The 14,801-nt window shown below is 72.3% G+C and carries 16 protein-coding genes; 11 read left to right on the top strand and 5 right to left on the bottom strand.

Features of this window, described 5'->3' with window-relative positions:
* Nucleotides 1-22 precede the first annotated feature (22 nt).
* A complete protein-coding gene (locus EV567_RS02945) occupies nucleotides 23-892 on the top strand; it encodes a DUF4429 domain-containing protein (RefSeq protein WP_130436967.1) in 870 nt (289 codons plus the stop codon).
* An 11-nt stretch (nucleotides 893-903) separates the two neighbouring features.
* Here the strand turns inward: EV567_RS02945 and EV567_RS02940 are convergent, their stop codons facing one another.
* Complete coding sequence (locus EV567_RS02940) at nucleotides 904-1,362, bottom strand: MerR family transcriptional regulator (RefSeq protein WP_130436966.1); 459 nt, start codon at nucleotides 1,360-1,362, stop codon at nucleotides 904-906.
* Nucleotides 1,363-1,534: 172 nt separating this feature from the next.
* Between EV567_RS02940 and EV567_RS02935 the strand changes: the two genes are divergently transcribed.
* A complete protein-coding gene (locus tag EV567_RS02935) occupies nucleotides 1,535-2,359 on the top strand; it encodes a serine hydrolase (RefSeq protein WP_130436965.1) in 825 nt (274 codons plus the stop codon).
* 7 nt (nucleotides 2,360-2,366) lie between these two features.
* Here EV567_RS02935 and EV567_RS02930 read toward each other — a convergent pair whose 3' ends face one another.
* Complete coding sequence (locus EV567_RS02930) at nucleotides 2,367-3,023, bottom strand: pirin family protein (protein WP_130437551.1); 657 nt, start codon at nucleotides 3,021-3,023, stop codon at nucleotides 2,367-2,369.
* An 84-nt stretch (nucleotides 3,024-3,107) separates the two neighbouring features.
* Here EV567_RS02930 and EV567_RS02925 point away from each other — a divergent pair, with 84 nt between their 5' ends.
* The 5 genes from EV567_RS02925 (at nucleotide 3,108) to fabF (ending at nucleotide 8,073) form a co-directional block, all read left to right on the top strand.
* Nucleotides 3,108-4,316, top strand: coding sequence for a CdaR family transcriptional regulator (locus EV567_RS02925; protein ID WP_130436964.1), 1,209 nt, complete (start codon nucleotides 3,108-3,110; stop codon nucleotides 4,314-4,316).
* Nucleotides 4,317-4,405: 89 nt separating this feature from the next.
* Complete coding sequence (locus EV567_RS02920) at nucleotides 4,406-5,344, top strand: ACP S-malonyltransferase (RefSeq protein WP_130436963.1); 939 nt, start codon at nucleotides 4,406-4,408, stop codon at nucleotides 5,342-5,344.
* A 9-nt stretch (nucleotides 5,345-5,353) separates the two neighbouring features.
* Nucleotides 5,354-6,355 carry a ketoacyl-ACP synthase III gene (locus EV567_RS02915; RefSeq protein WP_130436962.1) on the top strand — a complete coding sequence of 334 codons (1,002 nt, stop codon included), beginning with the start codon at nucleotides 5,354-5,356 and terminating at the stop codon, nucleotides 6,353-6,355.
* Nucleotides 6,356-6,457: 102 nt separating this feature from the next.
* Nucleotides 6,458-6,706 (top strand): acyl carrier protein, encoded by a 249-nt coding sequence (locus EV567_RS02910; RefSeq protein WP_030341284.1) that lies wholly within the window; start codon nucleotides 6,458-6,460, stop codon nucleotides 6,704-6,706.
* A gap of 86 nt (nucleotides 6,707-6,792) precedes the next feature.
* The gene (gene fabF / locus EV567_RS02905) at nucleotides 6,793-8,073 is read left to right on the top strand and encodes a beta-ketoacyl-ACP synthase II (protein WP_130436961.1); all 1,281 of its coding nucleotides are present in this window, start codon (nucleotides 6,793-6,795) and stop codon (nucleotides 8,071-8,073) included.
* Nucleotides 8,074-8,152: 79 nt separating this feature from the next.
* Here the strand turns inward: fabF and EV567_RS02900 are convergent, their stop codons facing one another.
* The gene (locus EV567_RS02900; protein ID WP_130436960.1) at nucleotides 8,153-8,647 is read right to left on the bottom strand and encodes a DUF3145 domain-containing protein; all 495 of its coding nucleotides are present in this window, start codon (nucleotides 8,645-8,647) and stop codon (nucleotides 8,153-8,155) included.
* A 278-nt stretch (nucleotides 8,648-8,925) separates the two neighbouring features.
* Here EV567_RS02900 and EV567_RS02895 point away from each other — a divergent pair, with 278 nt between their 5' ends.
* Nucleotides 8,926-9,819: an SGNH/GDSL hydrolase family protein gene (locus EV567_RS02895; protein ID WP_130436959.1), complete on the top strand. Its 894-nt coding sequence runs from the start codon at nucleotides 8,926-8,928 to the stop codon at nucleotides 9,817-9,819.
* A 15-nt stretch (nucleotides 9,820-9,834) separates the two neighbouring features.
* Complete coding sequence (locus EV567_RS02890) at nucleotides 9,835-10,806, top strand: aldose epimerase family protein (protein WP_130436958.1); 972 nt, start codon at nucleotides 9,835-9,837, stop codon at nucleotides 10,804-10,806.
* Between the two features lie 166 nt (nucleotides 10,807-10,972).
* On the opposite strand, the gene EV567_RS02885 is transcribed toward EV567_RS02890, so the two are convergent.
* Complete coding sequence (locus tag EV567_RS02885; protein ID WP_130436957.1) at nucleotides 10,973-11,770, bottom strand: EI24 domain-containing protein; 798 nt, start codon at nucleotides 11,768-11,770, stop codon at nucleotides 10,973-10,975.
* Nucleotides 11,771-11,988: 218 nt separating this feature from the next.
* On the opposite strand from EV567_RS02885, the gene EV567_RS02880 reads away from it, so the two are divergent.
* Nucleotides 11,989-13,143, top strand: a complete 1,155-nt coding sequence (locus EV567_RS02880) for a serine hydrolase domain-containing protein (RefSeq protein ID WP_130436956.1) — start codon at nucleotides 11,989-11,991, stop codon at nucleotides 13,141-13,143.
* A 77-nt stretch (nucleotides 13,144-13,220) separates the two neighbouring features.
* On the opposite strand, the gene EV567_RS02875 is transcribed toward EV567_RS02880, so the two are convergent.
* Nucleotides 13,221-14,243, bottom strand: coding sequence for an NADP-dependent oxidoreductase (locus EV567_RS02875; protein ID WP_130436955.1), 1,023 nt, complete (start codon nucleotides 14,241-14,243; stop codon nucleotides 13,221-13,223).
* A gap of 99 nt (nucleotides 14,244-14,342) precedes the next feature.
* Between EV567_RS02875 and EV567_RS02870 the strand changes: the two genes are divergently transcribed.
* Nucleotides 14,343-14,780 carry a MarR family winged helix-turn-helix transcriptional regulator gene (locus tag EV567_RS02870; RefSeq protein ID WP_130436954.1) on the top strand — a complete coding sequence of 146 codons (438 nt, stop codon included), beginning with the start codon at nucleotides 14,343-14,345 and terminating at the stop codon, nucleotides 14,778-14,780.
* Nucleotides 14,781-14,801: the final 21 nt, after the last annotated feature.

Below are 14,801 nucleotides of genomic sequence, written 5' to 3'. Positions count from 1 at the left end.
GAAAAAGCCGGTGCCGCATACGATGAGCCGCATGGGTGACGTACTGGCCGGATTTCATGCCGCCTGGGAGTTCGAGTCCGACTCCGTCCTCATCCGCTACGAACGGGGGATACGCACGCCGAAGCTGCTCTCGGCGCTCGGGGAGCGCCGGATCCCGCTGGCGGCGATCGAGGGCGTGACGCTGGAGCCCGGCAGACGCGGGACCGCGGTGCTGCGCATCCGACCGCGCGAGGGCGCGGACCCGCTGATCGAGGCCGCGGCGGGGCAGCTGAAGGAGTCCTGCGACCCCTACCGGCTGGTGCTGCCGGGCGAGCGGGACGCGCTCGCGGAGTACTACGCCGACGAGCTGCGGGAGCGGCTCACCGAGTCCGGGCCGGCCGACCGGTTCCTGGTGGCGGCCCCGAAGGCGCCGCTGTCGTTCAAGGCGTACGACGCGAAGGCGTCCTTCGACGGGCGGACCGTGCGGTTCCGGTGGTTCTGGACGGGTGCGTCGTCGGCCAAGTGGAAGGCGGGCGACCAGAGCTTCCCGGTGTCCGAGCTGAGCGGCGTGGAGTGGCGGTCGCCGGAGGTTTTCGAAGGCTTCCTGCGGCTGCACCGCGGCGAGCACGCCCCCGCGGGGACCGACCAGGACCCCGCGACGGTGGTGTTCGGGCTCGGGTACGGGGCGGTGCACGAGTCGCTGCCGCTGGCGGCGGCGGTGCTGGCGGCCGTCCGCACGCGCGGGAGCACGCCGGCCGTCCCGGCGGCCGCCGTCCCCGCCGCGGACCCGCCCCGCCGGGACCCGGCGGACGTCGCCGACCGGATCCGGCACCTCGGCGAGCTGCACCAGGCGGGGCTGGTCACCGACGAGGAGTTCGCCGCGAAGAAGGCCGACCTGCTGGCCGAGCTGTAGGGACGTCCCGCTCACGCGCCCCGGGAGTAGTGCGTGATCTTGCGGTCGAGCACGGCGAGCGTGTCCTGGAGTTCGGCGATCCTGGCCTGGACGTCGCGTCGGGTCTCCTCCAGCAGCTCGCGCCGCTGCTCGTACGTGCCCTCGCCCTCGCGCACCAGCTCGGCGTACCGCACCATGTCGGCGACCGGCATGCCGGTCAGCCGCAGCTTGCCGACCAGGTCGAGCCAGTCCAGGTCGCGGTTGCTGTAGCGGCGCTGGCCGGTGTGCGAGCGGTCGACGTGGGCCATCAGCCCGATCCGCTCGTACCAGCGCAGGGTGTGCGCCGTCAGGCCCGTGAAGGCGACGACCTCGCTGATCGTGTAGCGGTCCTGCCCGTCCGGGCGCGGATGACCCGGCGGCGGTCCGGAGCAGACGTCTGCGGAGCTCTGGCTGCGCTGGGCGGTCACGGGCGTGGTCTGCAACACCGTCATGGCCCCACGCTATGACCTTCAAGTGCGCTCCAGGCAAGCGGGAACGGTAAGAATCGGAAAGACACGACGGGATCCCGCTGCCGGACCGGTTCCGCGAGCGGGGCGTGCGCCAGGTCCACCTCACGCCCGACCCTCTGCTGGAGCTGCTCCGGCAGCCGCATAGGCTCGGGGCATGTCGTCGCAGAGCCTCGCGCTGATCGAGAACTGGCCCGTCCCCTCCGCCGCGGCGGGTGTCGTGCGGGCCGACGGGACGGTCCTCTGGACGCACGGCCCGGCCGGGCGGCGTTTCCCGCTGGCCTCGGTCACCAAGCCGCTCGCCGCCTACGCCGCGCTGGTCGCGTACGAGGAGGGGGCGATCGAGCTGGACGAGCCGGCCGGGCCGCCCGGGGCGACCGTCCGCCATCTGCTCGCGCACACCTCGGGGCTCGCCTTCGACGAGCACCGGGCGACCGCCGCGCCCGGGGAGCGGCGGCTGTACTCCAACGCCGGGTTCGAGCAGCTCGGCGACCACATCGCCAAGGCCACGGACATCGACTTCGGGGAGTACCTGCGGCAGGCGGTGCTGGAGCCGCTGGGGATGGCGTCCACCTCGCTGGAGGGGTCGCCCGCGAAGGACGGCGTCTCGACCGTGGAGGACCTGCTGCGCTTCGCGGCCGAGGTGCAGGCGCCCCGGCTGCTGGACCCGCGCACGGTCGCCGAGGCGATGAGCGTGCAGTACCCGGGCACGAAGGGCGTCCTGCCCGGCTACGGCCACCAGAACCCCAACGACTGGGGCCTCGGCTTCGAGATCCGCGACTCCAAGTCCCCGCACTGGACCGGCGGTTCGTCCTCGCCGCGCACGTTCGGCCACTTCGGGCAGTCCGGTACGTTCCTGTGGATCGACCCCGACGCGCGGCTGGCCGCCGTCGCGCTCACGGACCGCGCGTTCGGCCCGTGGGCGGTCGAGGCCTGGCCGGCGTTCACGGACGCGCTGCTGACGGAGTTCCGGAAGGGCTGAGTCCCCCTCAGCCGGCGCGCATCTCCCAGACCAGCAACTCGGCCGGCGTGAGCGCCAGCACCCGGACCTCGCCGGCGTCCGTGACGCGGGCCGCGTCGCCGGGGCCCAGCCGCTCGCCGTCCAGGCTCACTTCGCCGCGCACGACGTGCACGTACCCGTGCGACCCCGTCGGCGCCGACGCCCGCTCCCCGGCCGTCAGCCGCCGCACGTGCAGCGTCGCGCCGGCCCCCGGGACGGCGTACGGAGTGGAGTCGGCGACGCTGCGGACGATCTCGTAGGACGGGTCGCCGCCGGGCTCCAGCGGGGTCAGCCACATCTGGACGAAGGTCAGGGGGACTTCGGCGTCGTTGCGCTCGGTGTGGCGCACCCCGGCCGCCGCGCTGAGCCGCTGCACGTCCCCGGGGCGGACGGTCACCTCGTGGCCCTCTGAGTCGCGGTGGGTCAGCTCGCCCTCGACCACCCAGGTCACGATCTCCGTGTGGCTGTGGGGGTGTTCGCCGAAGCCCGCGCCGGGCGCGAGCCGCTCCTCGTTGCAGGCGATCAGCGCGCCGAAGCGGAGGTTGCCGGGGTCGTAGTGGGCGCCGAAGGAGAAGGCGTGCCGGGTGTCGATCCCGGCCTCGGGATCACCGCCGCGGTAGCGCTCCTCGGCGCGCCGTACGTCCATCACGCGACCCACGCTATCGGGCGGGCGAAGCCCTCCGGCAACCCACCGGCGCGGCCCGCCGTCCCGATAAGGCAGTCTTGTCCCGTGCCCGAACCCCACTCCGAACCCGAAGCCCGCCACCGCCGAGCGGCAGCGCACCCGCACACCGCGACCCTGAAGCGGCTGGAGAAGTCCTCCGGAAGTCTCGCCGCCCAGGCGATCGCGCGGATGGACGAGACCCTGCCGTGGTACCGGGCGATGCCCCCGGAGAACCGTTCCTGGATCGGGCTCGTCGCCCAGGCGGGCATCGCCGCGTTCACGGAGTGGTTCCGGCACCCAGACGCCCCGCAGGCGATCTCCACGGACGTCTTCGGGACCGCCCCGAGGGAGCTGACCCGGGCGATCACGCTCCGGCAGACGGTGGAGATGGTGCGCACCACCATCGAGGTCATGGAGTCCGCGATCGACGAGGTCGCCGCTCCGGGCGACGAGGGCGTGCTGCGCGAGGCGCTCCTGGTGTACGCCCGTGAGATCGCCTTCGCCACCGCCCAGGTGTACGCGCAGGCGGCCGAGGCGCGCGGCGCGTGGGACGCCCGGCTGGAGTCCCTCGTCGTCAACGCCGTGCTCAGCGGGGAGGCCGACGAGGGGGCCGTCAGCCGGGCCGCCGCGCTCGGCTGGAACGCGCCGGAGAACGTGTGCGTGGTGCTGGGCACCGCCCCGGACGGCGACTCGGAGCTGACGGTGGAGGCGATCCGGCGGGCCGCCCGGCACGCCAAACTCCAGGTGCTCACCGGCGTGCTCGGCTCGCGGCTCGTCGTCATCGCGGGCGGCAGCGACAATCCGCTGGCCGTGGCCAGGTCGTTGATCGGCCCGTACGCGGCGGGCCCCGTGGTGGCCGGGCCCGTGGTGCCCGACCTGCTGGCCGCGACCCGGTCCGCGCAGGCCGCCGCGGCGGGACTGAAGGCGTGTTCCGCCTGGCAGGACGCCCCGCGTCCGGTCCTGGCCGACGATCTGCTGCCGGAGCGGGCGATAGCGGGCGACCCCGGAGCCCGCGAGCAGTTGGTGGAGGAGATCTACAGACCGCTGGAGGAGGCGGGGTCCGCGCTGCTGGAGACGCTCTCCGTCTACCTCGAACAGGCGTCCAGTCTGGAGGGTGCGGCCCGGATGCTGTTCGTCCATCCCAACACCGTGCGCTACCGGCTTCGACGTGTGACTGACGTCACCGGCTGGTCCCCTTCGGATGTACGCTCGGCGTTCACCTTGCGCATCGCACTGATCCTGGGGCGTCTGGTCGATGGAGATCCCCAGACCTAGGCTTTTGTCGGGGGCCCACAAAACCCCCTGCCGTTCTTCGTCCTTGTCCCCACGGGCGGCCGTGGCCGCCCTCAAGAGAGAGTGTGAGAGTGCTCGTACTCGTCGCTCCCGGCCAGGGCGCCCAGACGCCCGGCTTCCTGACCCCCTGGCTCGAACTGCCCGGCGCCGCCGACCGCGTCGCCGCGTGGTCCGACGCCATCGGCCTGGACCTCGTTCACTACGGCACGCAGGCCGACGCGGACGCCATCCGCGACACCGCGGTGGCGCAGCCGCTGCTCGTCGCCGCCGGAATCCTGTCCGCCACGGCACTCGGTGCCGTGACCCCGGGCGCCGTCGCGGGCCACAGCGTCGGCGAGTTCACCGCCGCCGCGTTCGCCAGGGTCCTCGACGACACCGCCGCGCTGACCCTCGTACGCAAGCGCGGTCTGGCCATGGCCGAGGCCGCCGCGATCACCGAGACCGGCATGTCGGCGCTGCTCGGCGGCGACCCGGAGGTCTCCGTCGCGCATCTGCGGAAGCTGGGACTGACCCCGGCGAACATCAACGGCGCGGGCCAGATCGTGGCCGCGGGCACGCTGGAGCAGCTCGCCGCGCTGAACGAGGACAAGCCCGAGGGCGTCCGCAAGGTCGTCGCGCTCAAGGTCGCCGGCGCCTTCCACACGCACCACATGGCTCCCGCGGTCGAGACGCTCGCGACCGCCGCCAAGGAGGTCACCCCCGCCGACCCGACGGTCGCCTACGTCTCCAACAAGGACGGGCGGACCGTGGCGTCCGGCGCGGAGATCCTCGACCGGCTCGTCGGCCAGGTCGCCAACCCGGTCCGCTGGGACCTGTGCATGGAGACCTTCAAGGAGCTCGGCGTCACCGCGATCGTCGAGGTGTCCCCCGGCGGGACCCTGGTCGGTCTGGCCAAGCGCGCGCTGCCCGGCGTGCGGACGCTGGCGCTGAAGACCCCCGACGACCTGGACGCGGCCCGCGAGATCATCTCCGAGACCGTGACGCCCGCCGCCGACGCGGCGGGTGCGTGAGGAGCCCTGATGGCGAAGATCAAGCCCAGTAAGGGCGCCCCGTACGCGCGCATCCTCGGCGTGGGGGGCTACCGGCCCACCCGGGTGGTGCCCAACGAGGTGATCCTGGAGACGATCGACTCCTCCGACGAGTGGATCCGCTCGCGCTCCGGCATCCAGACCCGGCACTGGGCGAGCGACGAGGAGACCGTCGCCGCCATGTCGGTGGAGGCCGCCGGCAAGGCGGTCGCCGACGCGGGGATCACCGCCGAGCAGATCGGCGCCGTGGTCGTCTCGACGGTCTCGCACTTCAAGCAGACCCCGGCCGTCGCCACCGAGATCGCCGACAAGCTGGGCACCGCCAAGGCCGCCGCGTTCGACATCTCGGCGGGCTGCGCCGGCTTCGGCTACGGCCTGACCCTCGCCAAGGGCATGGTCGTCGAGGGCTCCGCGGAGTACGTCCTCGTCATCGGCGTGGAGCGGCTGTCCGACCTGACCGACCTGGAGGACCGGGCCACCGCCTTCCTGTTCGGCGACGGCGCTGGCGCGGTCGTGGTCGGCCCCTCGCAGGAGCCGGCGATCGGCCCGACGGTCTGGGGCTCCGAGGGCGACAAGTCGGAGACCATCAAGCAGACCGTGCCGTGGACGGACTACCGCACCGGCGAGGTCGCCAAGTTCCCCGCCATCACGCAGGAGGGCCAGGCGGTGTTCCGCTGGGCCGTCTTCGAGATGGCGAAGGTCGCCCAGCAGGCGCTGGAGGCGGCCGGCATCGGCTCCGACGAGCTGGACGTCTTCATCCCGCACCAGGCCAACGAGCGGATCATCGACTCGATGGTGAAGACCCTGAAGCTCCCGGAGTCCGTCACGGTCGCCCGTGACGTGCGCACCACCGGCAACACCTCGGCCGCCTCGATCCCGCTCGCGATGGAGCGGCTCCTGGCGACCGGCGAGGCGAAGAGCGGCGACACCGCGCTCGTCATCGGATTCGGGGCGGGTCTCGTCTACGCCGCGACGGTCGTTACCCTCCCCTAGGCACTCCGTGCCGGATCATGCGGTCCGGTACGGGAAACGCACCACCTGCCGCTACCGCGGCGGGCGCCACACCCTGAAGAACACCAACGAAGGAGCGCCGACATGGCCGCCACTCAGGAAGAGATCGTCGCCGGTCTCGCGGAGATCGTGAACGAGATCGCCGGGATCCCGGTTGAGGACGTCCAGCTGGACAAGTCCTTCACCGACGACCTTGACGTCGACTCCCTGTCCATGGTCGAGGTCGTCGTCGCCGCCGAAGAGCGCTTCGACGTCAAGATCCCGGACGAGGACGTCAAGAACCTCAAGACCGTCGGCGACGCGACCGACTACATCCTCAAGCACCAGGCCTGAGCCACTGCTTGGGCCGGACGCTCCGGCCCGCCCCGCCACCCGGCGGTGGCGCCGCTGAATCCTCGCAAACGTTGGAGAAGGAATCCGTGAGCCCGACCAATCGCACCGTGGTCGTCACCGGTATCGGCGCAACCACACCGCTGGGTGGCGACGCAGCCTCTACCTGGGAGGGCCTGGTCGCCGGCAAGTCCGGCGTCAAGCCCCTGGAGCAGGAGTGGGCGGCCGACCAGGCCGTCCGTATCGCGGCCCCGGTCGCCGTGGAGCCCACCGAGGTCATCCCGCGGCCCCAGGCCCGCAAGCTGGACCGCTCGGCGCAGTTCGCGCTGATCGCGGCTCAGGAGGCATGGAAGGACGCCGGTTTCGCAGGCAAGGCCGGTGAGTCCACCGAGGGCGCCTCGGTCGACCCCGACCGGCTGGGCGCGGTCATCGCCTCCGGCATCGGCGGCGTCACGACCCTGCTGGACCAGTACGACGTGCTGCGGGACAAGGGCGTACGCCGGGTCTCGCCGCACACCGTGCCCATGCTGATGCCGAACAGCCCGTCCGCCAACGTCGGTCTGCTCGTGGGCGCCCGCGCGGGCGTGCACACCCCGGTCTCCGCCTGCGCGTCGGGCGCCGAGGCCATCGGCTACGCCATCGAGATGATCCGCACCGGTCGCGCCGACGTCGTCGTCGCGGGCGGCACGGAAGCGGCGATCCACCCGCTGCCGATCGCCGCGTTCGGCAACATGATGGCGATGTCCAAGAACAACGACGACCCGCAGGGCGCGTCGCGTCCCTACGACGTCGCCCGCGACGGCTTCGTCCTGGGCGAGGGCGCCGGTGTGATCGTCCTGGAGTCGGCCGAGCACGCCGCCAAGCGCGGCGCTCGGGTGTACGCCGAGGCCGTCGGCCAGGGCATCTCCGCCGACGCCCACGACATCGTGCAGCCCGAGCCGGAGGGGCGGGGCATCTCGCACGCCCTGCAGAACCTGCTGGAGCGCACCGACCTGAACCCGGCGGAGATCGTGCACGTCAACGCGCACGCGACGTCGACCCCGGCCGGTGACATCGCCGAACTGAAGGCGCTGCGCAAGGTCTTCGGCGACGACACCGACCACATGGCCGTCTCGGCGACCAAGTCGATGACCGGTCACCTGCTGGGCGGCGCGGGCGGTGTGGAGTCGGTGGCGACGGTCCTCGCGCTGTACCACCGCATCGCTCCGCCGACCATCAACGTGGAGAACCTCGACCCGGAGGCGGAGGCCAACGCGGACGTCGTTCGGGGCGAGGCGCGCAAGCTGCCCGTCGAGGGCCGTATCGCGGCGCTCAACGACTCGTTCGGGTTCGGCGGGCACAACGTGGTGCTGGCGTTCCGGACGATCTGAGAAGTCCTCCAGACGTCGAGTGGCCCGAACCCCGGGGTGGGGTTCGGGCCACTCGGCGTCTCGGCGTCTCGTGGGCCGGTTACACGACCTGGTGCAGCCAGCGCACCGGGGCTCCCTCGCCCGCGTATCTGAACGGTTCCAGTTCGTCGTCCCACGGCTTGCCGAGCAGCTTGGCCACCTCGGCCTCCAGGTCGCTCTCCTCGCGCCGGCTGCGCAGCAGGGCCGCGCGCAGGCGGTCCTCCGGGATCAGGATGTCGCCGTGGATGCCGGTGACGGCGTGGAAGATGCCCAGGTCTGGGGTGCAGCTGTAGCGCTCGCCCTCGGCGCCGGCGCAGGGCTCGGCGGTGACCTCGAAGCGCAGCAGGTGCCAGCCGCGCAGCGCGGACGCCAGCTTGGAGGCGGTGCCGGCCTGGCCCTGCCAGGAGAACTCCGAGCGCCAGGTGCCGGGCGCGGCGGGCTGCCGGATCCAGTCGAGGTTGACGCGCGTGCCGAGCACCCCGGCGACGGCCCACTCGACGTGCGGGCACATCGCGCGCGGCGCGGAGTGCACGTACAGAACTCCACGTGTCGTCACCGGGACCTCCGGGCAGAGCGGGACAGTCTTGCAGGCTGGCGTGGCGGCGGCGGGGCAGCCGCGTTGAGGGCGAGGCTACCGTGCGGCGGCGCAAGGAGTGTGACGTACCGTCGGTCCCGATGTCGTTAAACGTGTGCCATTCACCCGGCAGGACGCCTGTGCGGGTGCGATCGGTCGCTTCCGGTCGCCGTCGGGAACTCCCGGACGTTGTCATGGGAGAGGGACCGGGTGCGGCGCGTCGCACGGAAGCCGGACGAGGAGCGAGGGGGTCACCGGGGATGCGGAAGGGAATCCGGCGCGGGCGGGCGGTGCTCGCGGTCACCACGGCGGCCGTGCTGTGCCTGGCCGGCTGCGACGCCCTGGGCGGGGGCGGCCCCGAGGCGCCCGGCGCGCGGCAGAGCAAGCCGGCGCCGACACCGTCCTTCGCGTGGGACCGCAGCCCCGCGTCGATCGCCGCGGTGGGCGACTCCATCACCCGGGGGTTCGACGCCTGCGCGATCCTGACGGACTGCCCGGAGGTGTCGTGGGCGACGGGCGGCAACGCGGAGGTGAACAGTCTGGCGGTCCGTCTGCTGGGCGCGCGCAAGGCGGCGACGCACAGCTGGAACCACGCGGTGACCGGGGCGCGGATGGCGGACCTGCCCGCGCAGATGGCGCGGGCGGCGGCGGACAAGCCGCAGTTGGTGACGGTGATGGTGGGGGCGAACGACGCCTGCCGGGCGACGGCGGCGGCGATGACGCCGGTGGCCGACTTCCGCGCCGCGTTCGAGGACGCGATGCGCACGCTGCGCCGTGCCGCGCCGAAGACGCAGGTGTACGTGGCGAGCGTGCCGGACCTGAAGCGGCTGTGGTCGCAGGGCCGGACCAGCGCGCTGGGCAAGCAGGTGTGGAAGCTGGGGATCTGCCCGTCGATGCTGGGCGACGCGGACGCGCTGGACGCGGCGGCGACGCTGCGGCGGGACACGGTGCACAAGCGGGTGGAGGACTACAACACGGTGCTCGGGGAGGTCTGCGCGAAGGACCCGCGGTGCCGCTTCGACGGGGGCGCGGTGTACGACTACCGCTTCGGCACCGACCAGTTGAGCCACTGGGACTGGTTCCACCCGAGCGTGAACGGCCAGGCGCGCCTCGCCGAGATCGCCTACCGGAAGGTCACCGGCGCGACCGCGTGACTTAAGGTCTCGCTCATGAGCGAACACTTCGGAACACTTTCCGACGGCACACCGGTGCATCGCTGGACCCTGGAGCGCGCGGGCGTGCGGGTGCGGGTCCTGACGTACGGCGGGATCGTGCAGTCGGCGGAGGTCCCGGACCGGGAGGGGCGGACGGCGGACGTGGTGCTGGGGTTCGCCGCCCTGGACGGGTACCTCGCGCATCCGGAGCCCTATCTGGGCGCCCTGGTCGGCCGGTACGCGAACCGGATCGCGCACGCCGGCTTCCCCCTGGACGGGCGGACGTACGCCCTCGCGCCGAACAACGCCCCGAACTCCCTGCACGGCGGTGAGCACGGCTTCGACAAGCGAGTGTGGGAGGCGGAGCCGGTCGAGCACGGGGTGCGGCTGAGCCGGGTCAGCCCGCACGGCGAGGAGGGCTTCCCGGGCCGCCTGGAGGTGTCGGCGACGTACGCCCTCGACGCGTCGGGCGCCCTGCGGATCGCCTACGAGGCGGTCACGGACGCGCCGACGGTGGTGAACCTGACCAACCACAGCTACTTCAACCTCGCCGGATCAGGGCCCGCGGGCGGGCACGAACTGCGGCTGGCCGCCTCCCGGTACACCCCGGTCGACGCGGACCTGATCCCCGAGGGCGCGCCGGCGGAGGTCGAGGGCACCCGCTTCGACTTCCGCGCGTCCCGCAAGGTGGGCGACGGCTACGACCACAACTTCGTGCTCGACAAGGGCGTCACGGACACTCCGGTGGAGGTCGCCGAGCTGCACGACCCGGCGTCCGGACGGGTGATGACGGTGTCGACGACCGAGCCGGGCATCCAGGTGTACACCGCGGACCACCTCGGCGAGCCCTTCGCCCCCGGTGCGGGCATCGCCCTGGAGACCCAGCACTTTCCCGACTCCCCGCACCGCCCGGACTTCCCGAGCACCGTCCTGCGCCCGGGCGAGGTGTACCGCTCGGAGACGGTGTACGGCTTCTCGGCGCGATAGGCCCGCGAAGACGCGCGAACCCCGGTCCAGGGGTCAGGTCCCGGACCGGGGCCGTTCTCGGGCGAGGAGTGCCGCGTCCGACGCCGGTCGTCGCGGTGCTCCCGCGATCCCGCCTCGATCTACCCACCCGGGTTTCGTACGAACCCTTCGTAAGGGGCTGGGGCCCTCACAGGGGCTGGGGCGCGGTGTCCGTCTCCTCGCGGTCCTCGCCGTCCGCGCTCTCCTCGCCCAGCAGGTCCCGCGCCATGAGGGTCGCGCCCGCGACCGCGCCCGGCATCAGGAGAACCGCCACGAACGGCACCAGGAAGGCCAGGCCCAGCGGGGTGCCGAAGCCCCACACCAGGGGCTTGCGCGAGCGGAGCAGGGCGAGGCGGGCGCGCAGGTCGACGTTCCTGCGCTGGAGGGCGACGGCGGTGAGCTGCTCGGTGAGGAAGAAGCCGGTGACGAAGAAGCCGATCACCGGGACGACCGTCTGCCCGAGGAAGGGGATGAAGCCTAGGGCGAACAGCAGCACCGCCCACAGCAGCGCCCGGACCAGGATGCGCAGGCTGTCGCGGGCGGAGATCCACAGTTCGCGCCAGAGCGGCAGGCCGGAGGAGGGGGCGGTGCCGTCGGGTGAGACGTCACGGTCGACGCGCTCGGAGAGGCTCTCGTAGAAGGGCTCCCCGATGAGCAGCGTGACCGCCGTGAAGGTCAGGACGGACAGCAGCAGTCCGAGGGCGAACAGCACGGCGGTGAGGAAGCCGCGGAACAGGCCCTGCCAGGGGCTCGACCAGTCGTCGGCGAAGGGCGTCGCCCAGGCCGTGAAGTCGTCGCCCCACACCGCGAGGGCCACCAGCGCACCCACGTAGAGGACGAGTGTGATCAGTCCCGGCACCAGAGCGAACCCGTACTGCCTGCCGTGCCGGGCCACCCATCGCTGGCCCTCCATGAGGTACTTGAATCCGGCCCCGAGTTCTCGCATGGCCGCACTCTATCGGTCGTGCTCACATCAGCCTCGGGCGTGATCGAGGGGCTGTGTAGGCCATCCGGGGCACAGGAGACACCGAGCCCCGTGTCACACAGTTGAGTCGATCGGGTAGACCTCGCCGTACCGATCCACGAAGCACGCGAGTACCCCCAGGTCGGGCAGGCTTTGATCACGATGGAACACGCAAGCAGCGGTCTGGTTGAGGAGCACGGATGACGCAGGAGATCCACGGCACCGTCGCGGACGGTTTCGAGGCGGCGCGGGAGGAGTTCGCCGCGTTCGTCGCGCAGGAGCGGCCGGGTTACGAGGGCCAGTTGTGCGCGTACGTGCACGGCCGCCGGGTCGTCGACCTGTGGACCGGGGACGGGGCGGGTGTGGACTCCCTCTACGGCGTGTTCTCGTCGACGAAGGGCGCGGCGCATCTGGTGGCCGCGCTCCTCGTGCAGGACGGCACCCTGGAGCTGGACCGCAAGGTCACCTACTACTGGCCGGAGTTCGGCAGTGAGGGCAAGGGCGCGCTGACCCTGCGTGAGCTGCTCGCCCACCGGGCGGGCGTGGTCGGCACGGACACCGGGTTCACCCGGCAGGAGCTGGCCGACGACCGGCAGCTCGCCGAACGGCTCGCCGACCAGCGGCCGTTCTGGCGTCCGGGGACCGCCTTCGGCTACCACGGGCTGGTCATCGGCGCGCTCGTCGGCGAGGTCGTGCGGCGTGCGACGGGCCGCACGCTGCAGGACGTGTACGAGGAGCGGGTGCGCGCCCCCTACGGGCTGGACTTCTTCCTAGGGCTGCCGGCGCGGCACGAGGCGCGCTTCCGCAGCACGCAGCCGATGGCGCCGACGCCGGAGCAGCGGGCCCTGCTCGACCGGCTGGCCGGCGGGCCGCACTCGCTGTCGGCCATCGCCTTCAACCGCCACGCCGCCGAGCCGACCGATCTCGAACTGCTGCCGAACGACCCGCTGGTGCGTGCCAAGGGTCCGGCCTCGGTGGGCGGGGTGGCGTCGGCGCGGGGGCTGGCCGGGATGTACGCGGCGGCGATCAGCGAGGTCGGCGGGAAGGCGCCGCTGCTGAAGGAGGACACGGCGGCGGAGTTCGCGCAGTTCCACTCGGTGGGCTATGACCTGGTGTCGCGGGCGCACAAGTCGTTCGGTCTGGGGTTCCAGGCGACCGCGGACACCTGGTACCCGTTCCTCGGCGCGGGGGCCTTCGGGCACAGCGGGGCGGCCGGCTCACAGGCGTTCGCGGACCCGCGCAGCGGGCTGGCCTACGGCTACACCCGCCGCCGGTTCGCCTTCCCCGGCGGGGCGGCCCCGGAGAACGCCCGGCTGGCGGCGGCGGTGCACGGGGCGGCGCTGGCGGCCGGCTGAGGCACGGGCTGTCCGCGTACGGCGAAGGCCGCGCCCCGTGTCGGGGACGCGGCCTTCGCCGTACGCGGGTGTGCCGCTCAGAGCTTCACGATCATCTTGCCGGTGTTGTCGCCGCGCAGGACGCCGAGGAACGCCTCGAGGTTGTTCTCGATGCCCTCGACGACCGTCTCGCGGTACTTCAGCTCGCCGGAGCGGACCCAGGCGCCGACCTCCTGGACGAACTGCGGCTGGAGGTCGTAGTGGTCGGCGACCAGGAAGCCCTGGATGTTGCCGCGGGTCTGGATGAGGCGGGTGAGGTTCCTCGGGCCGGGCACGGGCTCGGTGTTGTTGTAGACGGAGATCATGCCGCAGATCGCGATGCGGCCGTGCTCGTTGAGCGCGCCGATCGCGGCCTCCAGGTGGTCGCCGCCGACGTTGTCGAAGTAGACGTCGACGCCGTCGGGGGCGGCCTGCTGGAGCTGCTCGGCCACGGGGCCGTTCTTGTAGTTGAAGGCGGCGTCGAATCCGTACTCCTCCACGAGCAGCTTGACCTTCTCGTCGGAGCCAGCCGAGCCGATGACCCGGGAGGCGCCCTTGAGCTTGGCGATCTGCCCGACCTGGCTGCCGACGGCGCCGGCCGCGCCGGACACGAACACCGAGTCGCCCTCCTTGAAGGAGGCGGTGCGCAGCAGGCCCGCGTAGGCGGTGAGACCGGTCATGCCGAGGACGCCGAGGTACGTCGACAGGGGCGCGGCGTCGGGGTCGACCTTCACCGCCTGCTTGGCGTCGAAGGTGGCGTACTCGCGCCATCCGCCGAAGTGCAGGACGTGGTCGCCGACGGCGACGCCCTCGGCCTCGGAGGCGATGACCTCGCCCACGGCGCCGCCCTGCATGGCCTTGCCCAGCTCGAAGGGAGCGACGTAGGACTTGGCGGCGCTCATGCGGCCGCGCATGTAGGGGTCGACGGAGAGGTACTCGTTGCGGACGAGCACCTCGCCGGGGCCGGGCCGGCGGATCTCCGCCTCGGCCAGCTCGAAGTCCTCGGGCTTCGGCCAGCCGACGGGGCGGCTGAGCAGACGCCACTCGCGGCCGGTGGCGGGAAGCGTGGGGGTCTCGGACATGGAGCCTTCCTTACGTGCCGATCTCGTTCATTTCACTACCTGAAACAACCATGCTCCTGAATATTTCAGGATGTCAAATAAGCGGGTACCCTGGATCTCATGTCCACACCCCAGCAGACCCGCCGTCCCGACGATCCCACCGTGGAGGTCGTCGAGCTCATCGGCGAGGTGGTGACCCGCTACCACGCGGATTACGAGGACGCCGCGGCCCTGCACTCGCTCACCGGCGCGCAGGCGAGGCTGCTCGGCCTGCTCTGTCTGGAGCCGCTGCCCATGCGGAAGCTGGCGAACCGGCTGAAGTGCGAGCCGTCCAACGTGACCGGCATCGTGGACCGGCTGGAGACCAGGGGCCTGGTGGAGCGCCGCCCCGACCCGTCCGACCGCCGCGTGAAACTGGCGGCGGTGACGAAGGAGGGCCATCAGGTGGCCCGGGAACTGCGCGAGTCGCTCCGCTTCGCCAGCGAGCCCCTGGCGGGCCTGGCGGACGACGAACGGGAGCTGCTACGGCGTCTGCTGCGCCGCATGCTGGACCAGTGACGTCCGGCCGGGCGGGCGGCC

This window comes from Streptomyces sp. BK239, assembly GCF_004217285.1.
Taxonomy (GTDB): domain Bacteria; phylum Actinomycetota; class Actinomycetes; order Streptomycetales; family Streptomycetaceae; genus Streptomyces.
Note: the sequence above shows the minus strand (reverse complement) of the source record. Positions and strands in the feature narration are given on the sequence as shown.